This window comes from Streptomyces sp. NPDC090994, assembly GCF_044768905.1.
In the GTDB taxonomy this organism is placed as follows: Bacteria; Actinomycetota; Actinomycetes; order Streptomycetales; family Streptomycetaceae; genus Streptomyces.
On record NZ_JBIVWS010000004.1, the window covers coordinates 459,386 to 475,052 of the forward strand.

Sequence of the window (15,667 nt, forward strand, 5' to 3'; positions counted from 1 at the left end):
GGCACCGCACCGGCCACAATGGCCGCCATGCGCGCCGACCGGCTCCTTTCCCTGCTCCTGCTGCTGCAGAGCCGCGGCCGGATGACCGCGCCCGAACTCGCCGCCGAACTGGAGGTGTCCGTCCGCACGGTCTACCGGGACGTCGAGGCGCTCGGCGCGGCCGGTGTCCCGGTGGCCGCCGACCGGGGCCCCGCCGGGGGTTACCGCCTGATGGACGGTTACCGCACCCGGCTGACCGGTCTCACCGGCGCCGAGGCCACCTCCCTGTTCCTCGCGGGGGCGCCGGGCCCGGCCCGTGACCTGGGCCTGGGCGCGGTGCTGACGTCGGCTCAGCTCAAGCTGCGGGCGGCGCTGCCGGCCACGGCCGCCGGGCGGGCGGCGCGGGTCCAGGAGCGCTTCCACCTGGACGCCCCGGCGTGGTTCCGGGACGCCGACCCGGTGCCGTACCTGGAGGCGGTCGCGGGGGCGGTGTGGGACCAGCGGGTGGTGCGCGCCCGCTACCGGCGCTGGGCCGGGGAGGTGGAGCGGGAGCTGCGCCCGCTGGGCCTCGTCCTCAAGGGCGGGATCTGGTACCTGGTGGCGGCGGTGCAGGACGGGAAGGACGGGAAGGAGGGGACGGACCGGGAAGCCGGGGCGCCGCGTACGTACCGCGTCTCCCGCTTCCTCGGCGCCGAGGTGACGGACGAGGTCTTCGACCGCCCCGCCGGATTCTCGCTCGCCGCCCACTGGGCGGAGTCCTCCCGGCGGCTGGAGGCCCGGCTGCACCGGGGCACGGCCCGGCTCCGGATCTCCCCCCGGGGCCGGAAGCTGCTGCCGATGCTGTTCGGGGCGGCGGGCGCGCGGGCCCTGGAGGGCGCCGAGCCGGCCGGCGCGGACGGCTGGGCGGAGGTGGAGCTGCCCGTCGAGACGGAGGCGGTCGCGGTCGGCGACCTGCTGCGGCTCGGCACGGAGGCGGAGGTGCTGGGTCCCGAGCCCCTGCGCCGGGCCGTGGCGGACACCGTGGCCGCACTGGCCCGGCGCTACACACGCCTCCCGCCGAATTCCCCTGAAGTTCACGCCGCCTCAGGTACTGACAGACCAGGTGAACGCGGGGTACCGTCCTGACCCAGTTCACCTGTGTGGCCTACACCAGGCACGAACCTCCACAACTGAACATCCACGGACACCGCGACGGACCCGAGCCCGGACCCCCGTCGTGGCACCACCTTCCTACAACGGATCGTCCGGCACGTTCCTGCCGGTAGAAGGGGGCCTTTCACCATGGCCACTGTCACGTTCGACAAGGCGACCCGGGTCTACCCGGGTTCCACCAAGCCCGCCGTCGACGGCCTCGACATCGAGATCGCGGACGGCGAGTTCCTCGTCCTCGTCGGCCCGTCCGGCTGCGGCAAGTCCACCTCCCTGCGCATGCTCGCGGGCCTGGAGGACGTCAACGGCGGCGCCATCCGCATCGGTGACCGCGACGTCACCCACCTGCCGCCCAAGGACCGGGACATCGCCATGGTGTTCCAGAACTACGCGCTGTACCCGCACATGACCGTCGCCGACAACATGGGCTTCGCACTCAAGATCGCCGGCGTCAACAAGGCGGAGATCCGGCAGAAGGTCGAGGAGGCCGCGAAGATCCTCGACCTCACCGAGTACCTGGACCGCAAGCCGAAGGCGCTCTCCGGCGGTCAGCGCCAGCGTGTCGCGATGGGCCGCGCGATCGTCCGTGAGCCGCAGGTCTTCCTCATGGACGAGCCGCTGTCCAACCTGGACGCCAAGCTCCGCGTGTCGACGCGTACGCAGATCGCCTCGCTCCAGCGCCGCCTGGGCATCACCACCGTCTACGTCACCCACGACCAGGTCGAAGCCATGACGATGGGCGACCGGGTCGCCGTGCTGAAGGACGGCCTGCTCCAGCAGGTCGACACCCCGCGCAACATGTACGACAAGCCCGCCAACCTCTTCGTCGCCGGCTTCATCGGCTCCCCCGCGATGAACCTCGTCGAGGTGCCGATCACCGACGGCGGCGTGAAGTTCGGCAACAGCGTGGTGCCGGTCAACCGGGACGCGCTCAAGGCCGCCGCCGACAAGGGCGACCGCACGGTCACCGTCGGCGTCCGCCCCGAGCACTTCGACGTCGCCGAGCTGGGCGGCGGTGCCGCCGCCGGCCTGGCGAAGGCCACCGCGGACGCCCCGGCCGGCCTCGCGGTCACGGTCAACGTCGTCGAGGAGACCGGCGCCGACGGTTACGTCTACGGCACGGTCCAGGTCGGCGGCGAGACCAAGGACCTGGTGGTCCGCGTCAACAGCCGCGCGATCCCGGAGAAGGGCGCCACCGTGCACGTCGTGCCGCGGCCGGGCGAGACCCACGTCTTCTCGACCTCCACGGGCGAGCGCCTCTCCGACTGACGAGGGCGGAAGAGCACAGCCGAGGTTTCGCGGGGAACATTCACCCGCGATGACGAAAAGGGCCCCGCGGCCTTGCCGCGGGGCCCTTCCCGTTGTCGACAAATACCCCGGCACACCCGACGTTTCGACCCCCGTTCGTCAACCTCCCGCCTCCACGGACCCCCTTTCTCATCCCCCGAACCGGTGACTAAATGTCGCCAAATCATTACCGGACGCTACCCTCACTCGCGTGAAGCACTCCGTGAAGCACTCCACCGCCCTGAAGACGCGACGCGGCCGGGGACCCGCCCGCCGGATCGGCCGCTCCCTCGCCTTCGTCCTGCCCGTCGTCCTGGTGCTCTCCGGGACCCTCGCGGTCACCCGGGTCAACTGGTCGGGGGCACCCTCGAACTCGGTGCTCACCGCGTCGGACGTCACCGCCCCCGAGGCGTCCTCGCCCGCCGCCGCCCGCGCCCCGCAGGAGGTGCTGCGCGACCGGCTGCTGACCGAGTTGCAGGAGGAGGACCCGGGCGTCGCCCTCACCCACCTCCAGGAGGCCGTCGACGAACGCCCGGCGCTCGCCCGGCACTGCGCCTCCATCGCCCGCGCCCTCGGCCGGGCCGCGGTCCGCGTCTACGGCCCGACCCGCGCCCAGTCCTACTCCCGCCCGGTCTGCGACACCGCCTTCGCCTCGGGCGTCCTGTCCGCCCACAGCTGACCCGCGAGAGGGCCGGCGGCCGACGACGCCCCCGGGGGGCGCGGCCCCGTGACCCCGTACGGCTCCGCCGCGCGGACGCGACCGGTCACGTACCGCCCGCCCCCGCCGGACCCCCTCGCCCCCTTGCCCCCCGCCCGACCCCCTCGCCCCCTCGCCGGACCACGGCGTACGTCCCCGAGCCGCACCCCCGTAAAGTGCGGCTCATGACCGACCCGACCGTGTCCCGCCGCCCCACCCAAGCCGTCGTCCTCGCCGGCGGCCAAGGCTCCCGGCTGCGCCCGTACACCGACGACCGGCCCAAGCCGATGGTCGAGATCCCCGGCACGGGGACGCCGATCATCGGTCACCAGCTCGCCTGGCTCGCCGAGGAGGGCGTGACGGACGTGGTGGTCTCCTGCGGCCACCTCGCCGAGGTGCTCCAGAAGTGGCTGGACGACACCGACCTGCCGGTCTCCGTGACGACCGTCGTGGAACCCGAGCCGCTCGGCCGCGGCGGCGGCCTGAAGTACGCCGCCGCCCGCCTGCCCCACCCGGACCGCCCCTGGTACGCCACCAACGGCGACATCTGGACCCGGTTCTCGCTGCGCGACATGGCCGACTTCCACACCGAGCGGGACGCCGTCGCCACCCTCGCCCTGGCCCGTCCGCGGCTGCCGTGGGGCGCCGTGCAGACGGACGGCTTCGGCCGCATCACCGACTTCATCGAGGCGCCCCCGTCGACGTTCGAGATCAACGCGGGCGTCTACGTGTTCTCCCCGGCGTTCGCCGCGATGCTCCCGGAGCGCGGTGACCACGAGCGGACGACGTTCCCCCGGCTGGCCCGCGAGCGCCGGCTGTCCGGCTTCCCGATCCCCCAGGGCTCCTACTGGCGGGCGATCGACACCGCGAAGGACCTGACGGAGGCGGCGAAGGAACTGGCCGCGCTGAACCGCTGACCACCCGCCCGCACAGGACGCGGGAAGCAAGCCGAGGGGCCCCGCACCTCCGTGTTTCACGGAGGTGCGGGGCCCCTGCGGGTACGTCCGTCCCGTGCGGTCAGCCCAGCAGGCCCCCGACGAGACCGGGCCGCCCGGGAGAGGTCGTCCCGCCGCCGTCGCCGCCGCCACCGGTCTCCGTGCCGGAGCCGGTGCCCGTACCGCTGGTCGCGGCGGAGCCGCCGCCCGTGGTGGCGCCGCCGCCCGTCGGCCCGGCGCTGGTGCTCGGGGCCTGTCCGGCCGGGTCGGACCGGGGCGGCGGGGCCTGCCCGCCCGTGGTCCCCTGGGTCTGGCTCGGCGCACCGCCCGTCGCGGCACCGTCGGTGGTGCGGGCCGCGCCCGGCGTGGTGGCTGCGCCGCTGGGGCCGGTCGTCGTCCCGGAGGTGGCGCCCCGGGTCGGCGAGGTGGACGCCTCGGGGCTGCCGCCTTGCCGCTCGCCGGGCTCCTCGGGCAGCGGCGAGCCCGGCAGTTCGTTGCGCGGGCTCTCGCCCGGCCCGGGGACGACCACCCGGCCCGCGTCCCGCACGGCGCCGCCGAGGAGCGAGCCGACCAGCAGGGTCACGCCGGTGACGAGGAAGGTGATCAGGGCGCCGCGGCGCAGCACGTACCGGCGCAGCTCCCAGATGTCGGAGCGCGGGCCCAGCCGCCGCCAGGCACCGCCCGCGAGCCGGCCGTCGACCGAGTACACCGGCGCCCCGGCGATGACCAGCGGCGACCAGGCGGCGAGGTAGATGATGTCGGGGGCGTCGTAGACGGGGACGCTCTTCCAGCTCACCGTGAGCAGCAGGGCCGCCGACAGGAACGCGCCGACCGCGGCGGCCACCCGCTGCCAGCAGCCGAGCACGGTCAGGACGCCGACGATGACCTGGAGGAAGGCGATGACCAGCCCGGAGCCGACCGGGTGGGCGAGGGCGAACTGGCGCAGTGGCTCGGCGACTTCCCACGGGTGCAGCGTGTTCAGCCACTTCACCATGGAGCCGCGTTCGCCGCCGTCGAAGTAGACCGGGTCGCAGAGCTTGCCCATGCCGGCGTAGACGGAGATGAAGCCGAGGAAGACGCGCAGCGGGAGCAGCACGACGCCCAGGTTCATCCGGCGGCCGGGGTAGTAGGCGTGCCGCGCGGGGTCGTCGGTGTGCTGCCCGGAGCGCGGTCCGGCCGGTTCGAGGCCGTCGTCCGCCTCGTCCTCGTAGGCGCCGTACTCCTCGTCCGGGTAGGGCGGTTGCCCGAAGCCGGGTTCGTCGTAGGCGCTGCCGACGGTGCGCATGGCGGGCAGCAGCCGGGTGCCGTCGGTGCTGCCGCCGGTACTGCCGCCGGTGCGCTGGGCGCCGACGACCGGGGTCGGGAGCGTCTGGGTGGAGCGGTCGTCGTACTCGGCGTACGTGTCGCCGTACCCGTCGTCGTAGCCGTCGCCGGGCGGGCCGTCGGCGTCGACGTGCGGGATGACCTGGGTGGCGCCGGGGTCGGCCGGGGCGGCGCCGGCCCGTACGGCCTGGAGCAGCCGGTGGGCACCGGTGTCGTCCGGGTCGGACCGGCCGCTCCAGACGACGGGACGGCGGCGGGCGGGCGCGGCCGGGGCGCCCGTCCGCGCGTCGGTGCCGACGACGGGGATGCGGGCGGTGTCCTGGGTGGCGCTCAGATGCCGGGTGATCCGCGCGGACCTGGTCCGCCCCGCCGAGGTACCCAACTGCACGCGGAAACTCGCGTGGTTGACGATGACCTCGGCCGGATCGCTCGGCACCTTCACCATGCTCAGCGCGGGAGCGTCGTCGATTCCCGACGAGCGGTCCCCCGTGGGTGTGCGGGGTGTTCTGGTGTCCACACTCATCTAACCGAGTGACGTGACGTTAGGACACTGCCTTGACCCGCCGAGTCTGTCCGGACCCCGTCAAGATCACCCGCACCAGCGGCACCGTCCGGTGCCCGTCAGGAACGCCTGCGGGCCGCCTCGTAGAGCACGACGCCCGCCGCCACACCGGCGTTGAGCGACTCGGCGCCGCCCGGCATCGGGATGCGCACCCGGAAGTCGCAGGTCTCGCCGACCAGCCGGGACAGTCCCTTGCCCTCGCTGCCGACGACGATGACGACGGGCCCCGCCAGGGCCTCCAGCTCACCGACCTCGACCTCCCCGTCGGCGGCCAGTCCGACGACCGTGACCCCGGCCTTCTTGTACTGCTCCAGCGCGCGCGTCAGGTTGGTGGCGCGGGCGACGGGCGTACGGGCGGCCGTGCCGGCGGACGTCTTCCAGGCGCCCGCGGTCATCCCGGCCGCGCGCCGCTCGGGCACGACCACGCCGTGCCCGCCGAACGCGGAGACGGAGCGGACGACGGCGCCGAGGTTGCGCGGGTCGGTGACCCCGTCGAGGGCGACGATCAGCGCGTCCTCGCCGTCGTCGGCGGCGGCGTCGAGCAGGTCCTCGGGGTGGGCGTACTCGTAGGGCGGCACCTGGAGGACGAGCCCCTGGTGGTTCAGCCCGTTGGTCATGCGGTCCAGCTCGGGGCGCGGCGCCTCCATGAGGTTGATGCCGCCGCGCTCGGCGGCGAGCTGGAGCGCCTCCCGTACCCGCTCGTCGCTGTCGATGAACTGCTGGACGTAGAGCGTGGAGGCGGGCACGCCCCCGCGCAGCGCCTCGACGACGGGGTTGCGGCCGACGACCATCTCGGAGGCCGACCTGCCGCCCCGCCGCGCCTGCGTGCGCCCCTGGGCGCGGCGGCTCTTCGCGGCGGCGGCGCGCTGCTTGACGTGTCCCTTGCGCATCTCGGCGGGCGGCGTGGGCCCCTTGCCTTCCAGGCCCCGGCGCCGCTGGCCGCCACTGCCGACCTGCGCGCCCTTCTTGCCGGACATGCGGCGGTTGTTAGCGGCCATGAGTACGTGTCTCGCTCTCTGATGTCTGTCAGTAAGTCTTATGCAGTGTGCCGCCCGGGGGGCCGGGCGGCACAGTCGATCTTCGGTTGAGATCTTCGGTCGAGGGTGCCGGTCAGCGGGGGCCGACGCTCCAGCGGGGTCCCTGCGGGCTGTCCTCGATGACCAGCCCGGCCTGCCCGAGCGAGTCGCGGATCGCGTCCGCGGTGGCCCAGTCCTTGCGGCCGCGCGCCGCTTCCCGCTGGTCGAGCACGAGGCGTACGAGGCTGTCGACGACGCCGTTCAGGTCCTCGCCGCGCTCGCTCTCGCCGGCCCAGCGGGCGTCCAGCGGGTCCAGGCCCAGCACCCCGAGCATGGCCCGCACCTCGGCGAGCCGCGCGACGGCGGCGTCCTTGTCGTCGGCGGCCAGCGCGCTGTTGCCCTGGCGGACGGTGGTGTGCACGACGGCGAGCGCCTGCGGGACGCCGAGGTCGTCGTCCATCGCCTCGGCGAAGGCGGGCGGCACCTCGGCGGCGGGTTCGACGGTGGTGCCGGCCAGTTCGACGGCGCGCTGCACGAATCCCTCGATCCGGGCGAACGCGGTCTCCGCCTCGCGCAGCGACTCCTCGCTGTACTCGATGGTGGAGCGGTAGTGCGGGGTGCCCAGGTAGTAGCGGAGCACGATGGGCCGCCACTGCCTGGCCATCTCGCTGACGAGGACGCTGTTGCCGAGCGACTTGGACATCTTCTCGCCGCTCATGGTGACCCAGGCGTTGTGCACCCAGTAGCGGGCGAAGGCGTCGCCGAAGCCCTTGGCCTGGGCGATCTCGTTCTCGTGGTGCGGGAAGATCAGGTCGATCCCGCCGCCGTGGATGTCGAACTCGCGGCCCAGGTACTTGTGCGCCATGGCCGAGCACTCCAGGTGCCAGCCGGGCCGCCCCCGGCCCCACGGCGTCTCCCAGCTCGGCTCGCCGGGCTTGGCCGCCTTCCACATCGCGAAGTCCCGCGGGTCGCGCTTGCCGGTCTCGCCCTCGCCGGAGGGCTGGCGGAGGTCGTCGAGGTCCTGGTTGGACAGGGACAGGTATCCGGGCAGCGACCGTACGTCGAAGTAGACGTTGCCCTCGGCCTCGTAGGCGTGGCCGCGCTCGATGAGGCCGCGCATCATCTCGACCATCTCGGTGATGTGGCCGGTGGCGCGCGGCTCGTAGCTGGGCGGCAGGCAGCCGAGGGCGGCGTAGGCGTCGTTGAACGCCCGCTCGTTCTCGTAGCCGATGGACCACCAGGGGCGGTTCTGCTCGGCCGCCTTCTTGATGATCTTGTCGTCGATGTCGGTGACGTTGCGGATGAACGTGACGTCGTAGCCGCGGTACGCGAACCAGCGGCGCATGATGTCGAAGTTCAGCCCCGACCGGATGTGCCCGATGTGCGGGGCGGCCTGCACGGTGGCGCCACACAGGTAGATCGAGACGCAGCCCGGCGTGAGGGGGGCGAAGTCACGGATCTGCCGGGCGCTGGTGTCGTACAGCCGAATAGTCACGAGTCCAGGGTAGTGGCCCGCGGACAGTGCCCCATGACTTTCCGGGACCCCGGGCGGACGGAGCCCCCGCCCGCGGGGGCGGGGACCCTTGGTGCCGGCCGGGTCAGGCGGGCGGGCGGGCAGCGGCCGGGTCGGAGACGACCAGTGCCGTCGCGACCGCCATCAGCCCCTCCCCCCGGCCCGGGAACCCGAGCCCGTCCGTCGTCGCGCCGGACACCGACACCGGCGCCCCCACCGCGTCCGAGAGCACCTTCTCCGCCTCGGCCCGGCGCTTGCCGACCTTCGGCCGGGCCCCGACGACCTGGACGGCGACGTTCCCGATCCGGAACCCGGCCGCGCGCACGATCCGCGCGGCCTCCGTCAGCAACGTCACCCCGGACGCCCCGGACCACTGGGGCCGCCCGGTCCCGAAGTGCTGTCCCAGGTCCCCGAGCCCGGCCGCCGAGAAGAGCGCGTTGCACGCCGCGTGCGCGACCACGTCCGCGTCGGAGTGCCCGGCCAGTCCGGGTCCCTCGTCCTCCCACTTCAGCCCGGCGCACCACAGCTCGCGCCCGTCCTCGAAGGCGTGGATGTCGGTACCGATGCCGACCCTCGGCAGGACCGGGAGGGTCTCCCGCACGGCGTCAGAAGCCATCGTTCAGCCTCCTGCGCGCCACGACCGCCTCGGCCAGCACCAGGTCGAGCGGGCGCGTCACCTTGAACGCCTCCTCGTGGCCCGGCACCACCATCACCGTCAGCCCGAGCTGCTCCACCATGCTCGCGTCGTCGGTCACGTTCTCCGTCACCTCCGCGTGGGCCCGCACCAGCACCTGCCGGTCGAAGCCCTGCGGCGTCTGCACCGCCCGCAGCCGCGCCCGCTCGGGCGTCGCCACCACCGGCTCGGCCCCGCCGGGCACCGCGGCCGGCGCGACCTCCTTGACCGTGTCGGCGAGCGGCAGCGCCGGCACCACCGCCGGGGCGCCCTCGCGCACCGCCTCGATGACGGAGTCCACCGTGTCGACGGGCACCAGCGGCCGGGCGGCGTCGTGGACGAGGACGACGTCGTACTCGGGCGGCAGCGCGTCCAGGCCGAGCCGTACGGACTCCTGACGGGACTCGCCGCCCGGGACGACCGTGAAGTCGGTGCGCTCGGGCAGGGCGTGGGCCGCGAGCAGGGTCTTGACCTCGACGGCTCCGTCGGGCGGCGCCACGACCACGACCAGGGAGACCGCGCGGGAGGCGGCCATCGCGCGGACCGCGTGGATGAGCATCGGCGTGCCGCCCAGCGTGCGCAGGGCCTTGGGAGCGCCGGGCCCGAGGCGCACGCCCCGTCCGGCAGCGGGGATGACGGCGGCGGTACGGGCCCCTGCGGGGCTGGTCACAGGGGTGTCCGCGGGCGAGGGACGCGATTCGTCAGACATCGGTTCCTGTCAGGTTTGTGTGCTGGCCTGGCGTGGGTATGGCCCTGGGAGTGCCGGGCGCGACGCCTTGACCGGACCCTTCCGTGACACTGGTCGAGGCAGCTGCCCGGGCCCGGCACACCAGGACTCGGGGGAGGTCTCAGGAATTCCCCCGGGGTGAGCGTACGGAAAGCACCGTGCGGAAGGCACCTGGGTACGGACATGCCGCAGCGCCCGCGACGGCAAAGACGTCATCGGGCACCGCGGCATTTCATGTGCGGAACCGAGGGGTTCCGCCGTGCTTCAGGAGCCGTACTTCAGGAGGAGCGCCTCAGGAGGCGAGCACCTCGTCGAGCAGGGCTTCGGCCTTGTCCTCGTTGGTGTTCTCCGCGAGAGCCAGCTCGCTCACCAGGATCTGGCGGGCCTTGGCGAGCATGCGCTTCTCACCGGCGGAGAGTCCGCGCTCACGCTCCCGGCGCCACAGGTCGCGTACCACCTCCGCGACCTTGATGACATCGCCGGAGGCGAGCTTCTCCAGGTTTGCCTTGTAACGACGCGACCAGTTCGTGGGCTCCTCGGCGTACGGCGCGCGCAGCACCTCGAAGACCCGGTCCAGCCCGTCCTGACCGACCACATCACGCACGCCGACGAACTCCGCATTGTCCGCTGGCACACGTACCGTCAGGTCGCCCTGGGCGACCTTCAGCACCAAGTAGGTCTTGTCCACGCCTTTGATCTGGCGAGTTTCGATAGCCTCGATCAGCGCGGCCCCGTGATGGGGATAGACCACGGTGTCGCCAACCTTGAACGTCATGTGACAGGTACCCCTTCCGTGGCTATCCAGGGTAACACGGAAACGGCGGGTTCTGAATGGCGTTTTCGCAGGTCAGGGCATATCTCGGGGCTTGACAACAGCAACCGGGACGTGCTGCGCGGGCCGACCGGAAGAAGGTATTCGCAGGTCGGAGCGGCTCTTCAGGGCGGGCGAAACACCGCCGTCACACACCTCCGGAGGCCCCACCGGGCGGCCGAACGTCCCCTTATGTCCGGTTCCATGCGTGCGACTTCCGCTACTCCGTTCGGTGCCCTGGGCGGGCTTCCGGACGAATCCAGAATTGATCACGACACGTTCGCACTACCCGGCCCGTGATCAATTCCGCCCCCGCCCGCACATTCCTTCACGGAAAATGTGTGGTCCGTTCGGCCGGTGGTATGCCGCGAGGGTTCTCCACGAGGTTCTTATGTGAATGACGGGGCACGGATGGCTCAATGTGACTGGTGTGGCTTGTGTGGCACGGGTGACACCGTGCTCTCAGGTGGCCGCTGTGATCCGGTGCGCCGGAGGACGGCCGGGCCGCCCTCCGGGCGAAGCCGGAGCCCAGAGGGGGAGGGTCGGGTGCGGCGGCGGGCGACCCGGTCGGTAACCTGAAGCCGCTGACCATCACTTAGGGCGGCTTTATCCGTTGCCGCCGCCTCGACGAGTCAAGGAGTTGCCGCCGCCGTGAGCAGCAGCCTTCGACGCGGCGCCCTCGCCGCCGCCGCCATCGCGTTCTCGATCGCCTCGCTCGCCGCGTGCGGTGCCGGCAACAACGCCCAGACCTTGCAGATCAAGCCGGACAACGCCGCGACGACCGTCGGCGACATCAAGATCCAGAACGCCATCGTCGTCACCCAGCCGGACCCCGAGTCGACCGGCCCGGCCGCCGTCTCCGCCACCTTCTTCAACAACGGCTCCACCGCCCAGACGCTGGAGTCGATCCGCGTCGACGGCACCGGCAAGACCGCGGAGCTGAAGCCGGTCAAGGGCAAGGAGCTGACCGTCCCGGCCGGGGGCTCCCTGATCATCGGCGGCGAGAACAACGCCGCCGCCGTGCTGACCAACGGCAGCGAGGCCGTCCAGGACGGCGACGCGCAGAAGATCACCTTCACCTTCAGCAAGGCCGGTGACGTGAGCCTGAAGGCGTTCGTCGTCCCGGCCGAGAGCTACTTCACCTCGTGGGGCCCGAGCGAGGTCCCGACCTCGCCGGACGCCACCGAGAACCCGGCGACGTCGTCCGCCTCCCCCGACGAGGAGACCTCCGAGCGCCAGGCCGGTGACGCGTCGGGCGACCCGTCCGGTGACGCCGGAGCCGAGGCCTCCGCGTCGGGCACCCCGACGGACTCGGCGTCCGCCGGCGTCTCCGCCGACGCGGACGCGGACACGGACACCTCCGGCCACTGAGCCCCGTACGCCGAAGGGCGGGACCCCCGACACCGGGAGTCCCGCCCTTCGGCGTGGTGCGTGCGCGTGGTCCGCGGCGGTTTACGGCTCGAACTTGTAGCCGAGGCCGCGGACCGTCACCAGGTACCGCGGCGCGCCCGGGTCCGGCTCGATCTTGGCGCGCAGGCGCTTGACGTGGACGTCGAGGGTCTTGGTGTCACCGACGTAGTCGGCGCCCCAGACCCGGTCGATGAGCTGCATCCGGGTCAGTACCCGGCCGGCGTTGCGCAGCAGCATCTCCAGCAGGTCGAACTCCTTCAGCGGCAGGTCGACCTTGGCGCCGGCCACGGTCACCACGTGCCGGTCGACGTCCATCCGGACGGGCCCGGCCTCCAGGGCGGCCGGGGTGACCTCCTCCGGCTCGCCGCGGCGGCGCAGTACGGCGCGGATACGGGCGACCAGTTCGCGGGTGGAGAAGGGCTTGGTGACGTAGTCGTCGGCCCCTATCTCCAGTCCGACCACCTTGTCGATCTCACTGTCCTTGGCGGTGACCATGATCACCGGGACGTTGGAGCGGGACCGCAGCTGACGGCAGACCTCGGTGCCCGGCAGGCCGGGCAGCATCAGGTCGAGGAGGACGAGGTCGGCGCCGTTGCGCTCGAACTCGTCGAGTCCGTCGGGCCCCGTGGTCGCGACGGCGACCTCGAAGCCCTCCTTGCGGAGCATGTACGACAGGGCGTCGGAGAAGGACTCCTCGTCCTCGACGACGAGCACACGGGTCACGGAAGGACCTCCGGGGCGGGAAGCGTTTGGTACGGGGATGGAGCAGGGGGTGTGGCGGGTGTGGCGGGTGTGACTGGTCCGGCGGATGCGGCGGGGGCGGCTGGTGCGGCGGGGGACGCGACGGAGGAAGCGGTGGACCGGTCGTCCGCCGGGCCCCCCGTGTCCTGCGTGTCGTGCGTGTCGTGCGTGCCTTCTGCGGCCTCCGCACGCTCCGTGTCCGCCAGGCCGGCCGGGCCCGCCATGTCCTCGGCGTCGTCGTCGGCGTCGTCGGCGAGTCCGAAGCGGTCGGGACGCTGCCGCGCGCGGACGCGGGCCGAGCCCGCCTCCGGCAGCCGCAGGGTGAAGGTGGAGCCCTGGTTCTCGGCGCTCCACACCGTGACCTCCCCGCCGTGCGAGGCGGCCACGTGCTTGACGATCGCGAGGCCCAGGCCGGTGCCGCCGGTGGCGCGGGACCGGGCCGGGTCGACGCGGTAGAAGCGCTCGAAGATGCGCTCCTTGTCCTTGTCGGAGATGCCGATGCCCTGGTCGGTCACGGCCACCTCGATCATGTCACCGCCGGAGGCGGAGACGCGACGGGCGGCGATACCGACGCGGGTGCGGGCGGGCGAGTAGTTGACGGCGTTCTCGACGAGGTTGCCGAGGGCGGCGGCGAGCTGGCCGCGGTTGCCGTGCACCCGCAGGTCCGCGGTGCCGCCGGCGGCCATGGTGATCTGCTTGGTGCCCGCGGCGTGCCGGCAGCGGTCGATGGCCTCGGCGACCAGTTCGTCGACGCGGACCGGCTCGGCGTCCTCCAGCGGGTCGTCGTTCTGGACCCGGGAGAGGTCGATCAGTTCCTGTACGAGGTTGGTGAGCCGGGTGGCCTCGATCTGCATGCGCCCGGCGAAGCGGGTCACGGCCTCGGGGTCGTCGTAGGCGTCCATGACGGCCTCGGACAGCAGCGAGAGCGCGCCGACCGGCGTCTTCAGCTCGTGGCTCACGTTGGCGACGAAGTCGCGCCGTACCGCCTCGATGCGCCGGGCCTCGGTGAGGTCCTCGACGAGGAGCAGCACCAGGCGGGAGCCGAGGGGAGCGACGCGCGCGGAGACCGCCAGGGCCTCGCCCCGTCCGGTGCCGCGCCGGGCCAGGTCCAGCTCGACCTGCCGTATCTCGCCGTCCCGCCGGGTGTCGCGCGCCATCTGGAGCATCGGGTCGACGGCGAGCTTGCCGCCGCGGACCAGGCCGAGGGCGTACGCCGCCGAGCTGGCCTTGACCACGGCGTCCTCCTCGTCGAGCACGACGGCGGAGGACCTCAGGACCGACAGGACGGTGTCCACACCCGGCGGAAGCACCGGGTCCGTGTGCAGCGAGGTGCGGGTGGGGCGCTTCTGGTCGCGCTCGCTCCAGCGGAACGCGAGCGTGGCGATGACGCCGGTGAGTGCTCCGGCGATCGCTGCCATTGCGGCGACCGCCGCGTTCACGTCCATGCGTCCAGGTTAGGCATGGGGTGCGGCCCGGCCGAAGCCATCGGGGTGCGACCTCGAACACTCGTCGCCCAGAGTTCACCTTGGAGCCAGTACTGATTCATTTGAGATGCCGGAAACGGACGCGTACGAGCCGGAACGTGGCAGCGTGGGAGTCAAGACCCCCTGACAGGAGCCCCCTGACAGGACGTACGAGAGGGAACCGAAGATGCGGGACGCGTACCACGAGGAACTGGATTCGATCGGCGACGGACTGGTGGAGATGGCCCGGCTGGTCGGGTCGGCGATCGGGCGCGCCACGACCGCCATCCTCGACGCCGACCTGAAGCTGGCCGAGAGCGTGATCGAGGCCGACCAGAAGGTCGACGAGCTCCAGCACGACCTGGAGGCCAAGGCGATAGCCCTGCTGGCCCGGCAGCAGCCGGTGGCGACGGACCTGCGGATCGTCGTGACGTCGCTGCGGATGTCGGCGGACCTGGAGCGCTCGGGCGACCTGGCGCAGCACGTCGCGAAGCTGGCCCGGCTGCGTTACCCGGAGCGCGCGGTCCCCCAGGACCTGCACGCCACCATCCTGGAGATGGGCCAGCTCGCGCAGCGCCTGATGGCGAAGGCGGCCGAGGTCATCATCACCAAGGACGTCGACCTGGCGCTCCAGCTGGAGCAGGACGACGACGAGATGGACCTGCTGCACCGCACGCTCTTCCAGCACCTGATGGAGGAGAAGTGGAAGCACGGCATCGAGACGGCCGTCGACGTGACGCTGCTGGGCCGCTACTACGAGCGGTACGCGGACCACGCGGTGGCCGTGGCCAAGCGGGTGGTGTACCTGGTCACCGGTGAGCACGCGGACGAGATCCAGCCGGACATCCAGCCGGTGACGGGGGTGGAGGGGGCCTGAGCCCGCGGCGGGGTCGCCGTTCCGGTCGCGTTCTCGCCTCGGTGGGGCGCGCGGGTGGGCGGTACGCGCTCCCGCCAGGGCGTGCGGGGGCCGCGCCGGGGCGTGCGTCGGCGCCTCTGTGCGCCGTTGATGCGACCGCTGCCCCGGGCTTCCAATGGGCACAGGCACCACTCTCAGGAGGGACCATGGCCGAATCCCCCAGCACGACGCCCGACCCCGCGCGGGAACGCCCGACCGAGCAGCCCACCGACATCAGGAGCCTGCCTCTGATCGCCTCCTGCGGCTGCGGCTCGGGCTGCGGCTGCGGTTGTCAGTCGGGCAATCCCTGCCAGTGCGGCTGACGGTACGGAAGCGAGACGGAGGGCCCCGGTGCACGCCGGGGCCCTCCGCCGTACGGCCCGGGGGTCGCCCCGGCCCGCGTACGGACGCACCATGGAAGAGGGGCGAACGGGGCGAACGGGGCGAACGGAAGAGGGACGACCGCCGCGACCGCAGGAGGTGCGA

14 protein-coding genes are annotated in these 15,667 nt (G+C 72.7%); 6 read left to right on the top strand and 8 right to left on the bottom strand.

Going from position 1 to position 15,667, the window contains the following annotated elements:
• Positions 1-27 precede the first annotated feature (27 nt).
• The 4 genes from ACIQR3_RS12260 to ACIQR3_RS12275 all read left to right on the top strand — a co-directional run bounded on the left by ACIQR3_RS12260 (position 28) and on the right by ACIQR3_RS12275 (position 4,029).
• Positions 28-1,104: a helix-turn-helix transcriptional regulator gene (locus ACIQR3_RS12260; RefSeq protein WP_403537598.1), complete on the top strand. Its 1,077-nt coding sequence runs from the start codon at positions 28-30 to the stop codon at positions 1,102-1,104.
• Between the two features lie 156 nt (positions 1,105-1,260).
• Positions 1,261-2,397, top strand: a complete 1,137-nt coding sequence (gene msiK / locus ACIQR3_RS12265; protein WP_403537600.1) for a diacetylchitobiose ABC transporter ATP-binding protein MsiK — start codon at positions 1,261-1,263, stop codon at positions 2,395-2,397.
• Positions 2,398-2,638: 241 nt separating this feature from the next.
• Positions 2,639-3,094, top strand: a complete 456-nt coding sequence (locus ACIQR3_RS12270; protein ID WP_215166172.1) for a hypothetical protein — start codon at positions 2,639-2,641, stop codon at positions 3,092-3,094.
• Between the two features lie 203 nt (positions 3,095-3,297).
• Positions 3,298-4,029, top strand: coding sequence for an NDP-sugar synthase (locus ACIQR3_RS12275; RefSeq protein ID WP_403537601.1), 732 nt, complete (start codon positions 3,298-3,300; stop codon positions 4,027-4,029).
• A 100-nt stretch (positions 4,030-4,129) separates the two neighbouring features.
• Here ACIQR3_RS12275 and ACIQR3_RS12280 read toward each other — a convergent pair whose 3' ends face one another.
• The 6 genes from ACIQR3_RS12280 to ACIQR3_RS12305 form a co-directional block, all read right to left on the bottom strand.
• Entirely contained in the window at positions 4,130-5,893 is a 1,764-nt protein-coding gene (locus ACIQR3_RS12280; RefSeq protein WP_403537602.1) for a DoxX family membrane protein, read from the bottom strand.
• Positions 5,894-5,991: 98 nt separating this feature from the next.
• Positions 5,992-6,930: a 23S rRNA (guanosine(2251)-2'-O)-methyltransferase RlmB gene (rlmB, locus tag ACIQR3_RS12285; RefSeq protein ID WP_215166165.1), complete on the bottom strand. Its 939-nt coding sequence runs from the start codon at positions 6,928-6,930 to the stop codon at positions 5,992-5,994.
• A gap of 112 nt (positions 6,931-7,042) precedes the next feature.
• Complete coding sequence (gene cysS, locus ACIQR3_RS12290; RefSeq protein WP_403537604.1) at positions 7,043-8,443, bottom strand: cysteine--tRNA ligase; 1,401 nt, start codon at positions 8,441-8,443, stop codon at positions 7,043-7,045.
• A 103-nt stretch (positions 8,444-8,546) separates the two neighbouring features.
• Positions 8,547-9,077 (bottom strand): 2-C-methyl-D-erythritol 2,4-cyclodiphosphate synthase, encoded by a 531-nt coding sequence (ispF, locus tag ACIQR3_RS12295; RefSeq protein WP_403537606.1) that lies wholly within the window; start codon positions 9,075-9,077, stop codon positions 8,547-8,549.
• Entirely contained in the window at positions 9,067-9,843 is a 777-nt protein-coding gene (gene ispD, locus ACIQR3_RS12300; RefSeq protein WP_403537607.1) for a 2-C-methyl-D-erythritol 4-phosphate cytidylyltransferase, read from the bottom strand. Before ispD ends, ispF begins: the two co-directional genes overlap by 11 nt.
• Before the next feature lie 310 nt (positions 9,844-10,153).
• Positions 10,154-10,636, bottom strand: coding sequence for a CarD family transcriptional regulator (locus ACIQR3_RS12305; RefSeq protein WP_003953493.1), 483 nt, complete (start codon positions 10,634-10,636; stop codon positions 10,154-10,156).
• A gap of 687 nt (positions 10,637-11,323) precedes the next feature.
• On the opposite strand from ACIQR3_RS12305, the gene ACIQR3_RS12310 reads away from it, so the two are divergent.
• Positions 11,324-12,043 (top strand): DUF461 domain-containing protein, encoded by a 720-nt coding sequence (locus tag ACIQR3_RS12310; protein ID WP_403537608.1) that lies wholly within the window; start codon positions 11,324-11,326, stop codon positions 12,041-12,043.
• An 81-nt stretch (positions 12,044-12,124) separates the two neighbouring features.
• Here ACIQR3_RS12310 and ACIQR3_RS12315 read toward each other — a convergent pair whose 3' ends face one another.
• Together ACIQR3_RS12315 and ACIQR3_RS12320 are read right to left on the bottom strand one after the other, a co-directional pair.
• Positions 12,125-12,805, bottom strand: a complete 681-nt coding sequence (locus ACIQR3_RS12315) for a response regulator transcription factor (protein ID WP_215166158.1) — start codon at positions 12,803-12,805, stop codon at positions 12,125-12,127.
• Complete coding sequence (locus ACIQR3_RS12320; protein ID WP_403537610.1) at positions 12,802-14,268, bottom strand: sensor histidine kinase; 1,467 nt, start codon at positions 14,266-14,268, stop codon at positions 12,802-12,804. The genes ACIQR3_RS12315 and ACIQR3_RS12320 overlap by 4 nt, the downstream gene beginning before the upstream one ends.
• A gap of 205 nt (positions 14,269-14,473) precedes the next feature.
• Here ACIQR3_RS12320 and phoU point away from each other — a divergent pair, with 205 nt between their 5' ends.
• Positions 14,474-15,163 (top strand): phosphate signaling complex protein PhoU, encoded by a 690-nt coding sequence (gene phoU, locus ACIQR3_RS12325; protein WP_403537612.1) that lies wholly within the window; start codon positions 14,474-14,476, stop codon positions 15,161-15,163.
• The last annotated feature ends 504 nt before the right edge of the window (positions 15,164-15,667 follow it).

Bases quoted from the DNA above. Each gene is read 5' to 3' on its own strand.
- ACIQR3_RS12305 (WP_003953493.1), bottom strand. From the start codon at position 10,636: ATGACGTTCAAGGTTGGCGACACCGTGGTCTATCCCCATCACGGGGCC.
- ispF (WP_403537606.1), bottom strand. From the start codon at position 9,077: ATGGCTTCTGACGCCGTGCGGGAGACCCTCCCGGTCCTGCCGAGGGTC.
- msiK (WP_403537600.1), top strand. From the start codon at position 1,261: ATGGCCACTGTCACGTTCGACAAGGCGACCCGGGTCTACCCGGGTTCC.
- ACIQR3_RS12275 (WP_403537601.1), top strand. From the start codon at position 3,298: ATGACCGACCCGACCGTGTCCCGCCGCCCCACCCAAGCCGTCGTCCTC.
- ACIQR3_RS12260 (WP_403537598.1), top strand. From the start codon at position 28: ATGCGCGCCGACCGGCTCCTTTCCCTGCTCCTGCTGCTGCAGAGCCGC.
- rlmB (WP_215166165.1), bottom strand. From the start codon at position 6,930: ATGGCCGCTAACAACCGCCGCATGTCCGGCAAGAAGGGCGCGCAGGTC.
- ACIQR3_RS12320 (WP_403537610.1), bottom strand. From the start codon at position 14,268: ATGGACGTGAACGCGGCGGTCGCCGCAATGGCAGCGATCGCCGGAGCA.
- ACIQR3_RS12280 (WP_403537602.1), bottom strand. From the start codon at position 5,893: ATGAGTGTGGACACCAGAACACCCCGCACACCCACGGGGGACCGCTCG.
- ispD (WP_403537607.1), bottom strand. From the start codon at position 9,843: ATGTCTGACGAATCGCGTCCCTCGCCCGCGGACACCCCTGTGACCAGC.
- phoU (WP_403537612.1), top strand. From the start codon at position 14,474: ATGCGGGACGCGTACCACGAGGAACTGGATTCGATCGGCGACGGACTG.